At 62.3% G+C, this 16,452-nt stretch carries 17 protein-coding genes and 2 pseudogenes; 13 read left to right on the plus strand and 6 right to left on the minus strand.

What is annotated here, in order from left to right; translation table 11 throughout:
• Positions 1–38 precede the first annotated feature (38 nt).
• Entirely contained in the window at positions 39–959 is a 921-nt protein-coding gene (locus QFZ57_RS20195; RefSeq protein WP_306901694.1) for an AbiTii domain-containing protein, read from the plus strand.
• 65 nt (positions 960–1,024) lie between these two features.
• Here the strand turns inward: QFZ57_RS20195 and QFZ57_RS20200 are convergent, their stop codons facing one another.
• Positions 1,025–1,867: a hypothetical protein gene (locus QFZ57_RS20200; RefSeq protein ID WP_306901695.1), complete on the minus strand. Its 843-nt coding sequence runs from the start codon at positions 1,865–1,867 to the stop codon at positions 1,025–1,027.
• 81 nt (positions 1,868–1,948) lie between these two features.
• Between QFZ57_RS20200 and QFZ57_RS20205 the strand changes: the two genes are divergently transcribed.
• Together QFZ57_RS20205 and QFZ57_RS20210 are read left to right on the plus strand one after the other, a co-directional pair.
• Complete coding sequence (locus tag QFZ57_RS20205; protein WP_306901696.1) at positions 1,949–2,665, plus strand: SOS response-associated peptidase; 717 nt, start codon at positions 1,949–1,951, stop codon at positions 2,663–2,665.
• A 9-nt stretch (positions 2,666–2,674) separates the two neighbouring features.
• Positions 2,675–2,821 carry a hypothetical protein gene (locus QFZ57_RS20210; protein WP_306901697.1) on the plus strand — a complete coding sequence of 49 codons (147 nt, stop codon included), beginning with the start codon at positions 2,675–2,677 and terminating at the stop codon, positions 2,819–2,821.
• Here QFZ57_RS20210 and QFZ57_RS20215 read toward each other — a convergent pair.
• Positions 2,796–3,431, minus strand: coding sequence for an ATP-dependent DNA ligase (locus QFZ57_RS20215; RefSeq protein ID WP_306901907.1), 636 nt, complete (start codon positions 3,429–3,431; stop codon positions 2,796–2,798). The genes QFZ57_RS20210 and QFZ57_RS20215 overlap by 26 nt on opposite strands.
• On the opposite strand from QFZ57_RS20215, the gene QFZ57_RS20220 reads away from it, so the two are divergent.
• The 4 genes and pseudogenes from QFZ57_RS20220 to QFZ57_RS20230 all read left to right on the plus strand — a co-directional run bounded on the left by QFZ57_RS20220 (position 3,314) and on the right by QFZ57_RS20230 (position 8,002).
• Positions 3,314–3,670, plus strand: coding sequence for a hypothetical protein (locus QFZ57_RS20220; RefSeq protein WP_306901698.1), 357 nt, complete (start codon positions 3,314–3,316; stop codon positions 3,668–3,670). The genes QFZ57_RS20215 and QFZ57_RS20220 overlap by 118 nt on opposite strands.
• A complete protein-coding gene (locus QFZ57_RS20225; protein ID WP_306901699.1) occupies positions 3,663–6,950 on the plus strand; it encodes a DEAD/DEAH box helicase family protein in 3,288 nt (1,095 codons plus the stop codon). The genes QFZ57_RS20220 and QFZ57_RS20225 overlap by 8 nt, the downstream gene beginning before the upstream one ends.
• A gap of 1 nt (position 6,951) precedes the next feature.
• Positions 6,952–7,095: pseudogene (locus QFZ57_RS21645) on the plus strand (Eco57I restriction-modification methylase domain-containing protein); the annotation flags it as partial.
• An 88-nt stretch (positions 7,096–7,183) separates the two neighbouring features.
• The gene (locus tag QFZ57_RS20230; protein WP_306901700.1) at positions 7,184–8,002 is read left to right on the plus strand and encodes a restriction endonuclease; all 819 of its coding nucleotides are present in this window, start codon (positions 7,184–7,186) and stop codon (positions 8,000–8,002) included.
• 100 nt (positions 8,003–8,102) lie between these two features.
• On the opposite strand, the gene QFZ57_RS20235 is transcribed toward QFZ57_RS20230, so the two are convergent.
• Both QFZ57_RS20235 and QFZ57_RS20240 read right to left on the minus strand, forming a co-directional pair.
• The gene (locus QFZ57_RS20235) at positions 8,103–8,408 is read right to left on the minus strand and encodes a hypothetical protein (RefSeq protein ID WP_306901701.1); all 306 of its coding nucleotides are present in this window, start codon (positions 8,406–8,408) and stop codon (positions 8,103–8,105) included.
• Positions 8,409–8,416: 8 nt separating this feature from the next.
• A complete protein-coding gene (locus QFZ57_RS20240) occupies positions 8,417–8,635 on the minus strand; it encodes a hypothetical protein (protein WP_306901702.1) in 219 nt (72 codons plus the stop codon).
• Positions 8,636–9,310: 675 nt separating this feature from the next.
• Here QFZ57_RS20240 and QFZ57_RS20245 point away from each other — a divergent pair.
• From QFZ57_RS20245 to QFZ57_RS20260, 4 genes and pseudogenes are all read left to right on the plus strand, one after another.
• Positions 9,311–9,743, plus strand: a pseudogene (locus QFZ57_RS20245) (hypothetical protein).
• Between the two features lie 77 nt (positions 9,744–9,820).
• Positions 9,821–10,171, plus strand: a complete 351-nt coding sequence (locus QFZ57_RS20250) for a hypothetical protein (protein ID WP_306901703.1) — start codon at positions 9,821–9,823, stop codon at positions 10,169–10,171.
• 596 nt (positions 10,172–10,767) lie between these two features.
• Positions 10,768–11,781 carry a DUF4192 domain-containing protein gene (locus QFZ57_RS20255; protein WP_306901704.1) on the plus strand — a complete coding sequence of 338 codons (1,014 nt, stop codon included), beginning with the start codon at positions 10,768–10,770 and terminating at the stop codon, positions 11,779–11,781.
• A gap of 201 nt (positions 11,782–11,982) precedes the next feature.
• Positions 11,983–12,135 carry a hypothetical protein gene (locus QFZ57_RS20260; RefSeq protein WP_200953146.1) on the plus strand — a complete coding sequence of 51 codons (153 nt, stop codon included), beginning with the start codon at positions 11,983–11,985 and terminating at the stop codon, positions 12,133–12,135.
• An 88-nt stretch (positions 12,136–12,223) separates the two neighbouring features.
• On the opposite strand, the gene QFZ57_RS20265 is transcribed toward QFZ57_RS20260, so the two are convergent.
• The gene (locus tag QFZ57_RS20265) at positions 12,224–12,460 is read right to left on the minus strand and encodes a hypothetical protein (RefSeq protein ID WP_306901705.1); all 237 of its coding nucleotides are present in this window, start codon (positions 12,458–12,460) and stop codon (positions 12,224–12,226) included.
• Between the two features lie 436 nt (positions 12,461–12,896).
• On the opposite strand from QFZ57_RS20265, the gene dprA reads away from it, so the two are divergent.
• Both dprA and QFZ57_RS20275 read left to right on the plus strand, forming a co-directional pair.
• Positions 12,897–13,805 carry a DNA-processing protein DprA gene (gene dprA / locus QFZ57_RS20270; RefSeq protein ID WP_306901706.1) on the plus strand — a complete coding sequence of 303 codons (909 nt, stop codon included), beginning with the start codon at positions 12,897–12,899 and terminating at the stop codon, positions 13,803–13,805.
• 600 nt (positions 13,806–14,405) lie between these two features.
• Entirely contained in the window at positions 14,406–15,758 is a 1,353-nt protein-coding gene (locus tag QFZ57_RS20275; RefSeq protein ID WP_306901707.1) for a ParB/RepB/Spo0J family partition protein, read from the plus strand.
• 349 nt (positions 15,759–16,107) lie between these two features.
• Here QFZ57_RS20275 and QFZ57_RS20280 read toward each other — a convergent pair whose 3' ends face one another.
• A complete protein-coding gene (locus QFZ57_RS20280; RefSeq protein WP_306901708.1) occupies positions 16,108–16,335 on the minus strand; it encodes a DUF2188 domain-containing protein in 228 nt (75 codons plus the stop codon).
• Positions 16,336–16,452 lie beyond the last annotated feature (117 nt).

A 16,452-nucleotide genomic window follows, 5' to 3' on the forward strand; every position in this document is an offset into this window, starting at 1 on the left:
AGGGCGATCTGCACCTTGCGCAGGAGAGAATTGGCCACATGACCAAGCTGACCGAGATTATCGATGCTGCTAGTGATGGGACCTTTACTACCGCAAACCTGCTTAGGAAGGTTCAGACGGTTGCCTTTCGTCTCAGGGCAGAGGAACTGGGTGCCTGGTCACAACGAGAGTTGTTTGGATACAAAAGCACTGATCCAGTGCCCGGATATAGGGGTCCCTTCCCGACGCCGGTCACTGGCGTGTGGTCAGGACCCGTCGGCAGCCGCGCGACCAATGTTGTTTCTTATGTCGGCCTCCCGGAAGACTTCATTAACGGCTGGTTTAGGGCCACGATTCGTCAACCCGTTGCGGACCTCGAATTGCTTGGAGCCAGCGACAAGAATCCCAGTATGAGCTGGGACCCCTTCATGGTGAATGAATACAACCGGCACGTGGCGGAGAAGAAGGGCGGAGCGGGTTTCTACATGATGGAGCTCATCGGCGCGACACAAGCCATTCCCCAAAACGCAATCGTTGGCATCATCGACGCTGTTCGTACTACTGCTCTCCAGTTCGCTTTGGAACTGGAGCAAGTTGCTCCTACAGCTGGCGAACCAGGTGGACCGACGACTGATGATCCCGAGGTAAAACAAGTGACAAATAACTTCCATTTCACCATCAACGGTGACGGCAACAACATCGCCGCTGGATCAGATATCCAACAAAAGGCGGTGGTAAAAAAGGGTGATATCGATTCGCTGGTCAAAGCAGCTGTGGAGCTTGGATTGCAGCGCGAAGCAGCAGAGGACCTGCGATCCGCTGTTCTGGCGGATGGTTCCAGCCCAGCCGAAAAGACCAACAATTTCGTGTCTAAACTCCGCGCTGGCGGTTATTCCTTGGCTGGCGGTGTGTCTTCCAATCTCGCTGCCGAGGGCGTTTTGCAGGCTGTGGGAGCCTTTTTTGGGATGCCGACAGCCTGATAACACTTTCGATGCTGTTCCCATAGCTAAATCTCAGGGGCTGAGCCCGGTTCGCGAACGCCTGCCTAAGGGGTGTTGCACGGCTCTGGTGGTATAAAACTGCGGCCTGCCACTGGACGTCTGGCGCGCCGTGCTTGGAGTACTAAGGCTCGGTTGACCACGGCCAATGCTGCAAACAGGACCCTGGAAATACTGATTTCATCCGAGGTAAGGACGCCGCTGAGGACGTCGCTGCTGGAGGTCTCATTCTCAGTGAAAGTTGATGTGTGCGCCCCAGCCCAAGTCTTGCCGTGGGCGGATCCGGAACTCAACTGCCAGGCAGCGAAGATCCAGCGTGACAGGCCGGCCTCCTTGGTTGCTGCCTTGATGATGGTCTGGACAGCTGGGTATCCGCCCATGACTACATCCTTGTCCACCTTGGACTTTTCAATGGCCGCGTGAAGTAGCTGCAAACGCATGGTCGTCGTTTCAGCCGTATCCACCCCCATGGTGTCGTAGGCTCTGCCAAGCATCGTTATGTTGTTGGCCTCCAGCCTCAATGACCGAGTAATGCGGGTCTTTCGGTCCGTCGGGTTTAGAAGCCAGAGAGCGGTGCTAGCCGTCTCAATTGCTGAGCGGATCAGTGTGAAAGGAGCAAAGATGTGCTGAGACTCCGCCTCTTGCATCACGGTCTTCAGGCAGTGAAGGTGGTCCACAGCCGTCAGGATTAAGTAATTGACGGCGTGCGAGGTTTGGTAGGGACGCGTTAATTGGTCGTCCAACCAAAGAACGGAACGTTCCGCTACGGGCAGCGCATCGCGCACCACTTCCTGTAAGCGGGCGATGTCGACAAAGCACTCCAGTAAATCTCCGCGGGCCACCGCTTGTTCTTCGCTTGTCTGAGGGCGGAACAATGGATTTGTGGACACCACCTGAGATTACGCTGACCTCAGCAGCCCTCCTAGCAGCGACGAAGCGCTTGATGATTGATGCAAGGCAGAATGGGCTTCATGTGCGGCAGATATGTGATGTCCAAAGCGACCGGAGATCTTCTAAACCACTTTGAGGCCAAAGAAGTCGAAGGAAGCCCGCCACCGCCCAGCTGGAACGTGGCGCCAACCCAGAGCGTGCCGATCGTTGCCGAACGTTTGGATGAGGGGACTATTGATCGGCATTTGCTGGTTGCCCGCTGGGGTCTGGTCCCGTCCTGGGCAAAGGACATCAAGATCGGCTCCAAGTTGATCAACGCCCGCAGTGAGTCGATTCTTGAGAAGCCGTCGTTCCGGAAGGCGGCAATGAAGCGCCGGGCCATCGTCCCAGCCGAGGGATATTACGAGTGGCAGAAGACCGAGGACGGGAAAAAGATCCCCAACTACCTGTACTCGGAGAATGAGCCCTTGCTGGGCTTCGCCGGCCTGTACGAATGGTGGGCGGACCCGACTCTGCCGGAGGATGATCCGGAACGGTGGCTGCTCAGCTGCACGGTGCTCACCACCACCACCCAGGACGCCCTGGGCCACGTCCATGACCGTTCGCCGGTGATCATCCCGCAGGACCGCTTCGCTGAATGGCTCGACCCGGACCTGACCGACAAGGACGACATTCAGCACTTGCTGGACTCCCTGCCGGAACCGACGCTGACACCTCGGATTGTCAGCCCACGTGTCAACAGCGTGCGCAACAACGGTCCCGAGCTCATCGAGCCCGCCGAGCCGGCAGCCACATAGGCTCATGCGGTGATACTTACCGGCACCATCACTAACCCGGACGGCAGTTACAGCCACATCGAGGCCGAAGGCGACACCTATGAAGAAGCGCGGGAAAACCTCTACGCGCTTCTGGAAGAGGGCCAAAACCTCATAGTGATCCGCACGGATCGCTAACCGGCGTGAAGCCGGTCCGGCAGTACAACATCAGCGGGGGATAGCTCCGGCCTGGCCCGGAGCAGCCGTAAGGGTGCCGGAAGGACCGACCGGACCAAGCCGTGTCGGCCGAAACCTCGACAACCAGGGGTTCCACGAGTGTCAGCACCACAGGTTCTTTGTCCCGGTTGAACCTGTCCAGGGCCGTACCTTTCACAACGATGGGCCAGGGGTGCTCACCCACTGGGGTCTGTAGCCAGCGCGCCAGTTCCCGGCTTTCCCTCGTCTTCAGTGGCGTGGATCGGCCCACGATCCGCAGCTTCCCATCCAGGACGAGGCCGGCAACGACTTCTGAGGGTTGGGTTATTGGCCCGATCACTGCCCCGCAGATGATGTCCAGAGTTTCCCTGTGTTTGAGCTTCATCCAGGAACGGGCCCCGGGGGTGTACGGCTCGTTCGTGCCTTTGATGACCAGCCCTTCAATTCCTGTTGCTGGCAGGTCCTCGAACCACTGTGCTGCTACCTCCCGGTCCGTGGTTGTGGGGGAGAGGGAAAGCGGCGGCGTTCCTGGGCTTCCACCAGGCCCATGGCACTCCCTGCGGTCCGAACACCGACCTGCGCCGGGCGGCAGTGTTTCTCATCAATACGAACATCGCCCGCGGTAACACCCTAACCGGCCAGGACCCGGAGGGTCAGGACATCCAGTTCTCGTGGTGGAACCGGATTGAAGGAGCCCCAGGCATGGTGCAGCGTGAGCCGTTCACACTGGCCTCGTTACGCGACGACGGCGGCTTCGATTTCACCTTCTACGACAGCTATCAGGTGTGCAAGATTGACAAGGTCCACAAGAAGGTGAGGGCAGGTGCCTAGTCCGAAGATCAGCACGTTCCGCGAAATCACTCCGCTGATCTACTCATGGACGACGCCCGACATCCCCAAGTACGACGGCTGGGAGAAGATCGGGTACACGGAACAGCAGACCGCCGACGCCCGTATTGCACAGCAGGCATCCCAGCTGTCCGTCGAGAAGAAGAAACTGTGGGCACGCCGAGCCTTGTTCACTTCTGAAACCGGCGGGCGTTTTACCGACAAGGACTTCCATGCCTACCTTCAACAGCAAGGGGTAGATCGCGAGACCCAGCCCAAGCGCACGGAATGGCACCACTTTAAGGTTGCTCCGAAGAGGTCACTAGATTACTTCAACGACTTCGCTGGTCAAGACTTCTCTGATGTACAGAGCACCGAGGTGGAGGAGGACTACGTCCTACGCCCCGAGCAGCAGGCGGCCGTCGACCAGGCAGTGGCTGCTTTCCAGTCAAGGCAGAGCGAGGTCCTTTGGAATGCCAAGCCGCGGTTCGGCAAGACACTGACGACATACGACCTGATGCGGACCCTCGACGTCCGGCGCGTCCTGATTGTCACCAACCGCCCCGCAGTCGCGAACTCCTGGCACGATGACTTCGTCCGCTTCATCGGCCACCAAACGACGTTCAAGTTCGTCTCGGAGTCGCCTTCGCTGGCCGGCCCTGCACCTATGACTCGAGAGCAGTGGCGGTCCTTCTCGTGCGATCATCAGGATGAAGACCCTCGGATCGTGGAGTTCCTGTCGCTGCAGGACCTCAAGGGGTCGCAGTACTTCGGCGGTTCATACGACAAGCTCAAGCACATCACACGGTTTGAATGGGATCTGCTGGTGATCGACGAGGCCCACGAGGGAATCGACACCACCAAGACCGGCGTCGCCTTCGAACAGATCAAGCGCCAGTGGACACTGCACCTGTCGGGCACACCGTTTAAGGCATTGGCGGACGGAAAGTTCGACCAGGACCAGATCTTCAACTGGACCTACGAGGACGAGCAGACCGCCCGCCAGCAATGGGAGGACAACGGCCAGGAGAACCCGTACGCGGAGCTGCCGACACTGAACCTGCTGACCTACCAGATCTCGCGGATGATCACAGACCGTCTGGCCGAGGGTGTCGCCATCGAAGAGGATGAGGAGAACATCGACTACACGTTCGACCTCAACGAGTTCTTCGCGACTAAAGACAACGGGTTCTTCGAACATGAGACCGAGGTCAACAAGTTCCTCGACTGCCTCGCAGCCAACGATAAGTACCCGTTCTCCACGACCGAGCTGCGCGATGAGATTCGGCACTCCTTCTGGCTGCTCAACCGCGTCGCCTCGGCCAAGGCACTGGAGAAGCTCCTTAAGAAGCACGACGTCTTCAAGGACTACACCATCATTCTGGCGGCCGGCGACGGACGCTCGGACGAGACCGATCCGGTGGCAGTGGGCAAGTCCCTCGACAAGGTGCGCATGGCTATTGCCGAGGCCGAGAAGTCGGACGGCAGGACCATAACGCTGTCTGTCGGGCAGCTAACCACAGGCGTCACCGTGCCGGAGTGGACTGCGGTCATCATGCTGTCGAACCTGTCCTCACCGGCCCAGTACATGCAGGCGGCGTTCCGGGCACAGAATCCCTGCACGTTCGAGCGCGCGGGGCGCGTGTTCCAGAAGCAGAACGCGTACATCTTCGATTTCGCACCCGAGCGCACACTGACCATATTCGACGCCTTCGCAAACAACCTGCACCCATACCCTCCGGGCGACCAGCGGGCACGACAGGAAAACATCCGCCGGCTGCTGAACTTCTTCCCGGTCCTGGGTGAAGACGCTGAGGGTCGGATGATAGAGCTCAATGCCTCTCAGATCCTGACGTTCCCGCAGATGTTCAAGGCTCGCGAGGTCGTGCGCCGCGGCTTCCTGTCAAACCTGTTGTTCGCGAATGTCGCCGGCATATTCCGGTACTCGGAGCACTTCAAGGAGATCCTGGACAAGCTGCCCACCGCGAAGCAGGGCAAGGTCAACACTGGGGAGTCCATCGAGTTTCCACAGCCGCCGCCCATCACTGACCCCGACGGCAAAGTTCAGGTCGACGTGGAGACAGTTATCAACCCCAAAGTCGCTGAGCTCGGCAAACCGGTCTACAGCCTCGAGGAGATCCCAACGCCCGAGCCCGACGCCCCGGCGTCCACGACGGCGACAGCCATCGCCAAGGCGGTTACCGAGCAAACGCGCTCCAAACGCGAAGAGTTGACGAAGGCATACGGGCTCACCGCGGCGCAGGCCCAGCGTGACATCAAGCGCACCGAGCAGGCTGTGAAGGATCAGATCGAGCGCGCATACACCGAGCACAACATCGCCAGCAAGCATATCGAGGACGAGCTAAAGAATGCAGCCACGGAGGCCGATGCCCAGGCTGTTGAGGCCAAGAAGGCAGAGCAAGACGAAGCGTTCAAGGCCAACGTCCTGGCCATCGTAGACAAGACGATGGCCGAGATCGTACCCGAGGTGGTCACTCGCGCGGAGACCAAAAAGGAGCAGGGGCGCGCAGACCAGACAATGGACGACGCTCGCTCCCACCTTCGCGGATTCGCCCGCACGATCCCCATGTTCCTCATGGCATACGGGGATCGAGGCATCCGGCTATCGAACTTCGACGACTACACGCCCGACCCCGTGTTCGAGGAGATCACGGGCATCAGCGAGGCTGAGTTCCGTCTGCTGCGCGACGGCCAAGAAGTCGCCGAGGAAAACGGCAACGTGACGATGATCCCTGGCCTTTTCGACGAGACGGTCTTCGACCAAGCCATTCAGGAGTTCCTGGACAAGAAGGAAGCTCTCGCCGATTACTTCGACGACTCCCAGACCGAGAACATTTTCGCGTACATCCCGCAGCAGAAAACGTCCTTGGTGTTCACCCCTCAGCCCGTGGTCAAGACCATGATCGACACCCTGGCAGAGGAAGATCCGGGAATCTTCACCGACCCGGACAGGACCTTCGCCGACCTGTTCTCGACTGCGGGGTTGTTCTTGATGGAACTAGTGCGACGTCTCGACACCGGCCTCACTGAAGTGTTCCCGGACCAGGAGGAGAGACTGCGGCACATCTTGACCTCCCAGGTCTTCGAGATGAGCCACAACGAGATTCTCCACCGAATCACCATCGAGGCGGTCTCCGGCGGTGTACCCGAGCGCAAGGCATGGATCGAAGGCTCCGGTCACTTCCTGGTCGGAAACCTTGCCCAGATGAGCCAGGCGCAACGGCAGAAGATTGTGGATGACATGCTGACAGAAGGTAACTGACATGAGCAAGAAATTCGATGTTGTCATCGGTAACCCGCCATATCAGGAGGAGGCCAACGGCACTGCGACTCACAGCAAGCCCGTCTACCACTTGTTCATGGACGCGGCCTACGAGGTCGGAGAGAAAGTCGTGCTCATCACCCCGGCACGTTTCCTGTTCAACGCTGGGTACACACCGAAAGCGTGGAACGAGAAGATGCTGGGCAGACCCGCACCTGAGCGTCCCGCACTATGTGCCCAACAGCGACGAGCTCTTCCCCGGAACGAACATCAACGGCGGGATCGCAGTCACCTACCGCGACGAGGACTACGACGGCGAGCCGATCGGAACCTTCACGACGTACCCGGAACTCAACACAATCCTCCACAAGGTTGCCGAGGCGCACGAGGAGTCAATCGCCCCCCAAATCACTAGTTCGCGCTCATATCGGTATACAGCCGAGATGCATAAGGACCACCCGCAAGCGTTATCCATAATGTCGAGCGGTGAACAGTTCAAGATCAATACCAAGACTTTCCAGCAACTCTCCTTCCTTTATCATTCCGAAGCCCCTGCGGGAAACCAGGAATATGCCCGCGTGTACGGGCTCGACGGTAAGAGCCGTGTCTACCGTTGGATTCGCCGCGACTACCTAACGGGTCCGAAGGGGTTCGACAAGTTCAAGGTCATCGTTCCGAAGGCGCGCGGGCACCTCGGAACACTTGGCAACGATCCTGCCCTGGTCGTCGGGGCACCTCTGATCGGCGAACCTGGGGTTGCTGTAACGCAGTCTTTCATTACCATCGGGGCGTTCGAGGACAAGGCCCCCTCCGAGGCCTGTCTCAAGTATGTGAAGTCCAAGTTCGCCCGTGTACTCGTCGGCGTCCTGAAAGCCACCCAGGACAACCCGGCGAAGGTCTGGAAGTACGTTCCCCTGCAGGACTTCACGTCGGGATCAGACATCGACTGGTCCAAGCCCATCCCGGAAATCGACCAGCAGCTGTACTCCAAGTACGGGCTCGACGCTGACGAAATCGACTTTATCGAGGCCAAGGTCAAGTCAATGGATTGACCACTGGAGAGGCGGGCCAGAGGTTGATAAGCCTTCGTCTGCTCTTCTGGCGCCCGCCGAGCGTCTACGGGCCGCCACCGCGCGAGCACGCTTTCAGTCGCTATGCGTCCTGCGGGCGATCGGCTGTGTACTCCTGCGTGCCCTTGATCGTGCGCGTCATGGCCCGCACCGATTCCGGGTTGTCCTGCCAGCGGCTCCCATCACGCGTGCAACCGTGAAATGAGATGACGCCGGCTTCCTGGACGGCCTGTCGAAGCTCGGACCAAGCCGCTTTCAGGTCCGCCACCTGGGCCGGCGTCAGGGACGGGCGTTCCGTCTCCAGGGCCGATGCCACAGGGAAGGGCCCAACTGCTGCTGCAGTTGGTGTCCGGCGCCGGCCAAGAAAGTCTCGCAATCGAAAAGCCATATCTCCTCTTAGTAAATCGGGTAGTCGAAGTCGTCCGGCACAGGGTTTTCCGCAAGCTCAATATCCCCCAGGGCTTTTTCCTTTGATACCTCTTGCCCCTGAGGATCCAGCAACGCCCAACGAAAGACGGGATCCGGGCCGGGCTGAACGACCCGCCGCACCCAACGGTAACCACGCTCTTTCAGCTTTTCCTTATCGTCCCGGAACTGCTTGTCCTTTGCGACCACCCGCTGGACCCTGGCTTTCCCGGATTCACCGGATACGCACTCGCTGCAAACGTGCCGGCGGCCGTCAGCGCTGGATGGCCACCGGTCGAAGGCCTCTGCCGGCAGCATCTCCCCGCACCGTTTGCACTTCTTAGGGTCATGGATGTGAGACCCAGCGCTAAGATCGACCACTTCCTTGCAATACCCGCACGACTTCAAGTCCATGCCCCGCAAGGTACCAGAGAGACCGACACCGGAGGTGGGAACGGGACTGGTGGTGAAGGGCAGGCTCGCAGGGCTCGCCCTGGTTTGCGCTGCGCTCCAACCAGTTGATGGGCGTCCGCTGGCGCGGCCGGCTGTTGGGTCCAGGGCGTGCCGTCGCAGAGCTCCGGACCCCCTGGCCCTGTGTGTCTACGACGTTTTTGGCTGCTGTCCTTCGGATTGTACGTGCCCGTTCCGGCCCCTCTAGCCCCTCCGTCCCTCCGGGGCCTGCGCCCCGGAAAAGTCTTCTCCGGCGCTCCTTCGTCGCTTATTTCCTTTCGAAGATTTCCCGGGTCTTGCCCTGCGGGTAGACGGGCCTGCACGGGCACAGCTCCGCAAGCTTCGCCAGCAGCCAAAAAACAACGGGGGGAGAGGGAAGCTGGCCGGTCACCTAAGCCGCCCCACCCAACTTCTCGGCAAGAAGGAGCAACAACAATGAATGCAGTAAGCAAAAAAACCGTGACCCTCGCGGACACCGAGGAAACCATCGACGGCGTTACCGTGCTGGGTGATTACCACATGAACGGCGGCTACGACTGGATGGAACTGATCGAAGAGCACGGCTGGGCCGTGCTCTCCAGCTGGGGCTGTGACGGCTGGGACCTGGGCCAGTGGCCCCTACGTCATGGTCGCCGTGACCCGCACCGCTGACAACATCGGCAACCTGTTCGGCATCGCCACCTATTGCGAGGGTGACGTGACCTGCACCTACTACCGGACCAAGGCCCGGCTGTGGGACGCGATCACCGAACAGGCGTTCTCCAGCTGGAAGAACGGGCAGGCCCAAGGCCCGGCGGACCTGCCCGAGGCCGCCGCCGAACTGCCCAGCCGGTACCGGATGCCCTACGTCGTGCGGGACGCCGCGTAACCAGCACTGACAACCGCTGTACTGCCCGGCCGGAGCCGGGCAGTACAGCGCCCCACCATCTTTCGAAGGAGCAAGCCATGAACAACGACACCACCGCCCCTAAAGGCATCACCGCCCTGATTTACCGCGACGCCCTGGGCACGGACTTCTCAAACCGGGGAATCTCCGCCCGCGTCATGGAAGTAACTGTCATTGGCGAGGGCATCGACCCCGTTTTCGAGGCCACCGAGGAACGGCCCGCCGTTCGACTCGTCAAAAACGAGCACTTCCACCGCGAAACCGTGATCCACGCCGTGCCAATGACCCCGGAAGGTGAACCCGCACCCTGTTACATGTTCGGCGGCACGTTCATCTTCAGCAGTGACTCAAGGTTCCGAAGTGCAGCCGGACACTACGGAGCCGTCCCGCTGCACGACCGCCGCGAATAGGGCCGGGGGTGGCCGGTCTTTCGGGGCCGGTCACCGCGGGCGGTCCGCCGCCTGTGGCCGGCTTTGGTGGTGGTCGCCGGCGGCGGACCGCCAATCCCGCAGTAACAGGTGCATGGCTGGCGGCCGCCGGCGGCAAGCCAGAGCTGGTGGTGGCGTTGGGTTGTCCCGGGGCCCTGGGGGAGAGGCAGGCTCGCTGGGCTCGCCCTGGTTTCCGCTGCGCTTCAACCAGTTGATGGGCGTCCGCTGGCGCGGCCGGCTGTTGGGTCCAGGGCGCACCGTCGCAGAGCTCCGGACCCCCTGGCCCTGTGTGTCTACGACGTTTTTTGGCTGCTGTCCTTCGGATTGTACGTGCCCGTTCCGGCCCCTCTAGCCCCTCCGTTCCTCCGGGGCCTGCGGCCCGGGAAGTCTTCTCCGGCGCTCCTTCGTCGCTTATTTCCTCCGAAGATTTCCCGGGTCTTGCCCTCACGGGTAGACGGGCCTGCACGGGCACAGCTCCGCAAGCTTCGCCAGCAGCCAAAAAACAACGGGGGGAGAGGGAAGCTGGCCGGTCACCTAAGCCGCCCCACCCAACTTCTCGGCAAGAAGGAGCAACACCAATGAACGACTTCATCAAATTCACCGGTCCCGCCGACATCCTGGCCTTCATCCCGCACACGCTGGGCGAGACCCCGACAGAGTCCTTCGTCGCCATGACGGTGCAAGGCAGCAAGCTCGGCGCAACTCTGCGCGTGGATGCCCCGTTCGGGCAGGCCCCGATTGGTTACGCCCAAACGATGGTCAGCTACCTGACCGCGGACGAGGCCGCCACCGGCAGCCTGCTGGTCATCTACACCGACGAGCAGACCAGCGACGGCAGCCGTCCCTACTGCGGGCACGTGGAGGCATTGCGCACCGAGCTGGAAACCGCTGGAATGCCGCTGCAGGACGCATGGCTGGTGACCTCCGAACTGTGGCGGAACTACCACTGCACCGACAGCAGCTGCTGCCCTGCCCAGTCTCTGGACACCATCACCACGAGCAACGGCAACGCCGCCCTGATCTACCGGGGGAGCGCGGTCACCGGATTTACCGCGCCCGCACCCTTCGTAGGCGACGACACGGCACGCGAGACTATCGCTGCGCACAAGCCTGACGGCTGGCCCGAAGACCTCGAAGCAAGCCGTGCCGCGTGGGCAAAGGTACTGGACGACCCGAAGAGCCTGACGACCCACACCGCGCACCAGCTGTCAGGAGCGCTGCAGCACCCCACTATCCGTGACTACATGATGAGTGACATCGTCCCTCACGCCCCGGAGCAGTTCACCTCCGTCATGCTGGGTGTTTTCCTGAGCCGCCCGGACTGGGCCCGCGTGGACACTGCCCAGGAAGTCGCCTTTGAACTGATGAAAGCCACCCCGGAAGGGCAGCGGGCCCCGATGCTGTGCCTGATCGGCTGGTTGGAATGGCTCAAAGGACGGTCCAGCTTCGCCGCCCGGTACTTCAAGCTCGCGCTGGAGGACGTGGCCGGATTCCGGCTGGCGGAGCTGCTGGGCGAACTGGTCAATCGTGGCCTCATCGCGGACTGCACGCGGGATCCCAAAAAGGCCTATGACCGCCGCCTGAAGCGCTAGCCTCGACACCGGGCCGGACTCCACTGCAAAGAGGGGTCCGGCCCTCATCGTAAAGCGTCCCCAGGTGCGCGGCGGCCTCCCCCGCTTCGCTCCGCCGGCCGCGTAAACGCTGCGCGGGCGGAGCCACTTCCAGCCCGCGCGCAGGAACTGCCGATACTGTGAAAGGGAGCCTCATCCCCGCACAGCCAAGGAGTCCCGAGCGTGGCCGATCAATTCCGCATGACCGAGGACGATACCGTTTCTCCGGACGCAAGCCCCCTTGAAGACATCCTGGAACTGAGCCTGCTCACCGCAGGCCCAGCCACCGGCCCCGTGGACCGGCCCAGGAAAGACCACCGACACTACGAGCTGTAAACGCAAGCAGCACCGACGCTGCACCCATAGATTTCCTTTTGCCGAGGAAAACCACGAAGGGCCGGCACATCAACGTGCCGGCCCTTCGTCATGTTCGCCGTGCAAGCACCCACAGGATCACGGCCGCGAGGCCGTTGAGGAAGACGATAAAGAGGTCACCGGCAGCAGGCCGGCCGACCACCAGATCCACGACCACCAGCACCACCGATCCGAGCGCAGCAACGGTGAACACCACGCCCAGGACCCAGCAGGTCCTCGGAGACAGCCATGCGCTTGCGGCCCTGGCTTCACTGCTGTGGCCAGGGCGTGGAGCTGGATCGCTCATGTCCTAACCCTACTCAGGGAGTAGTGCAGGCTCGCTGGGCTCGCCCTGGTTTCCGCTGCGCTTCAACCAGTTGATGGGCGTCCGCTGGCGCGGCCGGCTGTTGGGTCCAGGGCGCACCGTCGCAGAGCTCCGGACCCCCTGGCCCTGTGTGTCTACGACGTTTTTGGCCGCTGTCCTTCGGATTGTACGTGCCCGTTCCGGCCCCTCTAGCCCCTCCGTTCCTCCGGGGCCTGCGGCCCGGGAAAGTCTTCTCCGGCGCTCCTTCGTCGCTTATTTCCTCCGAAGATTTCCCGGGTCTTGCCCTCACGGGTAGACGGGCCTGCACGGGCACAGCTCCGCAAGCTTCGCCAGCAGCCAAAAACAACGGGGGGGAGAGGGGAGCTGGCCGGTCACCTAAGCCGCCCCACCCAACTTCTCGGCAAGAAGGAGCAACACCATGAACGACCGCATTGCACGCGCAGCCCTGACCCGACTGTTCGAACCGAACGACACGGTTGGGCGGGCCCTTGTGGGTAGGCTCGGCGCGTACGCCGCCCTGCGGCTCGCCACCGGCACCCAACCCGCCCACACCCTTCCGGACGTGACGCCCGAGGAACTGGCGGCCGCGCTGAAGCGCTGGGCACCCCGAGTTCCGGACCTGGACCCGGAAAAGGACCTGGCCACCATGGAACGCCTGGGCGGTGGTTTCCTGATCCCCGGCGACGAGCACTGGCCCACCGGCCTGGACGACCTCCCGGATGCGCCCCTGGGACTTTGGTACCGGGGCAACATCGGGAACGGGATCCCCGAGCCATCCAACTGCGCCGCGCTGGCAGGCTCACGTGACTGCACCAGCTACGGCGCCGCCGTAACCGGTGACCTCGCCTACAGCCTGGCCCAACGCGGAATCTGCGTCATCGCCGGGCTCGCCTACGGCATCGATGCCCACGCACACCGCGCCGCACTGGCCGGAAGCACCGGAGAAGGCCCGGCCACCATCGCCGTTCTGGCCGGGGGACTGGACCGTGACTACCCGTCCGGAAACGCCGACCTCGCGGCCGCGATCCGGGCCAACGGCCTGACCCTCTCCGAACTGCCCCCAGGATCGGCACCCACCCGGTACCGCTTTCTGCAGAGGAACCGCATCATCGCCGCGCTGGCCGGAGTGACCTGTGTTGTCGAAGCCCGCTGGCGCTCCGGCGCACTGAACACCGCGCACCACGCCGAAACCATCGCCCGGCACGTCGCCGCCGTCCCCGGCAGCGTCCACAGCGCCAACTCCGCAGGATGCCACCGGCTCCTGAAAGAAGGCGGCGCGGCACTGGTCACCGACGCGGCCGAGCTGACCGAACTGCTTGCTAGCTAACCCCCCAAGGGTGGCCGGTCTTTCGGGGCCGGTCACCGCGGGCGGTCCGCCGCCTGTGGCCGGCTTTGGTGGTGGTCGCCGGCGGCGGACCGCCAATCCCGCAGTAACAGGTGCATGGCTGGCGGCCGCCGGCGGCAAGCCAGAGATGATGGTGGCGTTGGGTTGTCCCGGGGCCCTGGGGGAGAGGCAGGCTCGCTGGGCTCGCCCTGGTTTCCGCTGCGCTCCAACCAGTTGATGGGCGTCCGCTGGCGCGGCCGGCTGTTGGGTCCAGGGCCCACCGTCGCAGAGCTCCGGACCCCCTGGCCCTGTGTGTCTACGACGTTTTTGGCTGCTGTCCTTCGGATTGTAAGTGCCCGTTCCGGCCCCTCTAGCCCCTCCGTTCCTCCGGGGCCTGCGGCCCGGGAAAGTCTTCTCCGGCGCTCCTTCGTCGCTTATTTCCTCCGAAGATTTCCCGGGTCTTGCCCTGCGGGTAGACGGGCCTGCACGGGCACAGCTCCGCAAGCTTCGCCAGCAGCCAAAAACAACGGGGGGAGAGGGGAGCTGGCCGGTCACCTAAGCCGCCCCACCCACCCAACTTCTCGGCAAGAAGGAGCAACACCAATGAACGCAGCACCCACGCTGGAAATGCTTGACCCGGCAACGCTGACCGTCGATATCAACGTCCGCAAAGACGCCGCCCTGACCACAGATTTCATCGCCAGCATCAAGGAACACGGCGTCATGGAACCCGTGATCGCCCACCGCAAGGACGACGGAACCGTCCACGTCCTGATGGGCCAGCGCCGCACCCGTGCCGCCGTCGAAGCCGGACGGCCCCTGATCCCCGTCATGATCATCGAGTCCCCCGAGGAAGCCGAACGCATCGTCACGCAGGTAGTGGAGAACATCCAACGCGCCGAACTCACCGAAGCCGACGAGGCCGACGCCTACCACCAGCTGTCCCTGATCGGCGTCTCGGCCGCCGCAATCGCCAAGAAGACCGGACGGACCAAGACCACCGTCGAGTCCGCCCTCAAAGCAAAGTCCACCGAGACAGGAGCCGCCGCCCTGGGCAAGGGGTACACCATCGAAGAAGCCCTCATTCTGGCCGAATTTGAAGCGGACGAGGAAGCCACGGCCGAGCTTGAATCGGTCATCATGGACGAACCTGACATGCTCCTGCACGTCACCCAGCAGCTGCGCGACAAGCGCGACCGCGCCGCCGCGCTGGCAGCACTCACCGCCGAACTGGAAGCAGCAGGAACCATCGTTGTCCCCGAATGCGGGTACGGGGAGGACAGCGAAACCCTCCGCGTTACGTCCCTGAAAAGGGCCGACGGGGAACCGGCCAACGACGAGGACGGAAACGCCGTCTACATCGAGACGGACTATCGCGGCCAGCACTCCGCCGTCGCCGTCGTCACCGGCTGGAAAGACCTGGGCTTCACCCTCCGCTACTACAGCGGCTACGGCACGTCCTCGGCCCCGAAAGGCCCCATGACCGACGAGCAGAAAGCCGAACGGAAAACCCTGATCGAGAACAACAAGCTGATGCAGTCAGCGACCACCGTCCGCCGCGAATGGGTCAAAAACCTGCTGGCCAAGAAGCAGGCCCCCAAGGGCTGGCAGTACTTCACCCTCCACGCGATCACCCACCACCCCGAAACCGCCAGCGGCTACGAGGGCAAGGTGGCCGCCGAAATGGTCGGAGCCAAGGTCGAGGAATCCAACCAGTGGGCGTGGAACCCGCTCAGGGATCACGTCGCCAAAACGACGGCACGCCCGGAATTCGGCCTGATTGCTCTGGTCTGCGCCGGGTACGAAAAGACCATCCAAAAAGACTCGTGGCGCTCACCCAGCCAAACCCACCGGGACTACCTGAACCAGCTGGTCCTCTGGGGATACACGGCAAGCGAGGTCGAGCAGATCATCATCGACAGCGGCAAGCCGGTCGAGGACGAACCAGCGGCATAAAGACCCCTTGCCGGGCGGCCCCCCCACCGCCCGGCAAGGCCCCAGCCAAACGCCACAGGCGGGGACGGAACCTTCCAGAAGTCGGGCGGTCCGCCGCCCAGGGCGAACCACAGCAACCACTCACCAGCGGCGGACCGCCGATTAACGCACCGCACGTCCTCGCCCAGCAAGTGCCGCGCCCCAGGGAACAACGACGCTCCCACGCCGCAGCACACGATGAGAACCCTTCAGCTAAGCTAAATCCATAAGTTTCCTTTGCCGAGGAGAACGCAGAAAGGCCGGCAGTTCAAAACCGCCGGCCTTTCTTGTGTCTCCAGACAGGCCGCACCGCAAAGGCGCGGCTCAGCAATCAGCCCGGTACGTTCCGGGGATCGTTGCCGTAGCTGTTCTTGGAACTGATCTGGCCGTCCTGGTTCTTGATGACGTGCTCCACCTTGTCAACCTGGGCCGCTGCGCGGCCCGCAGTTACCGCTTCGTCTTTGGTGCCGTAGCCGGCACCGAACGCGCGGCCAGTGCCCTCGCGCTTGTTCTTCCATGAACCGTCTTCGTAGTACGTCTCGATATCGCCCTGAGCCACTGCACACTCCCTCTGCCGATCGGATGCTGACACCCGCTGCAACGCGGGTAGCGAAAAGCCCCGCAACGCTGGGAGCTGCAGGGCTTTCCTCGAAACCACTTCGCCTGATGGGGGCCA

Origin of the sequence: Arthrobacter sp. B1I2 (genome assembly GCF_030816485.1) — a bacterium.
Lineage (GTDB): Bacteria > Actinomycetota > Actinomycetes > Actinomycetales > Micrococcaceae > Arthrobacter.

Bases quoted from the DNA above. Each gene is read 5' to 3' on its own strand.
- QFZ57_RS20195 (WP_306901694.1), top strand. From the start codon at position 39: ATGACCAAGCTGACCGAGATTATCGATGCTGCTAGTGATGGGACCTTT.
- QFZ57_RS20205 (WP_306901696.1), top strand. From the start codon at position 1,949: ATGTGCGGCAGATATGTGATGTCCAAAGCGACCGGAGATCTTCTAAAC.
- QFZ57_RS20235 (WP_306901701.1), bottom strand. From the start codon at position 8,408: ATGGCTTTTCGATTGCGAGACTTTCTTGGCCGGCGCCGGACACCAACT.
- QFZ57_RS20250 (WP_306901703.1), top strand. From the start codon at position 9,821: ATGAACAACGACACCACCGCCCCTAAAGGCATCACCGCCCTGATTTAC.
- QFZ57_RS20255 (WP_306901704.1), top strand. From the start codon at position 10,768: ATGAACGACTTCATCAAATTCACCGGTCCCGCCGACATCCTGGCCTTC.
- QFZ57_RS20265 (WP_306901705.1), bottom strand. From the start codon at position 12,460: ATGAGCGATCCAGCTCCACGCCCTGGCCACAGCAGTGAAGCCAGGGCC.
- dprA (WP_306901706.1), top strand. From the start codon at position 12,897: ATGAACGACCGCATTGCACGCGCAGCCCTGACCCGACTGTTCGAACCG.
- QFZ57_RS20275 (WP_306901707.1), top strand. From the start codon at position 14,406: ATGAACGCAGCACCCACGCTGGAAATGCTTGACCCGGCAACGCTGACC.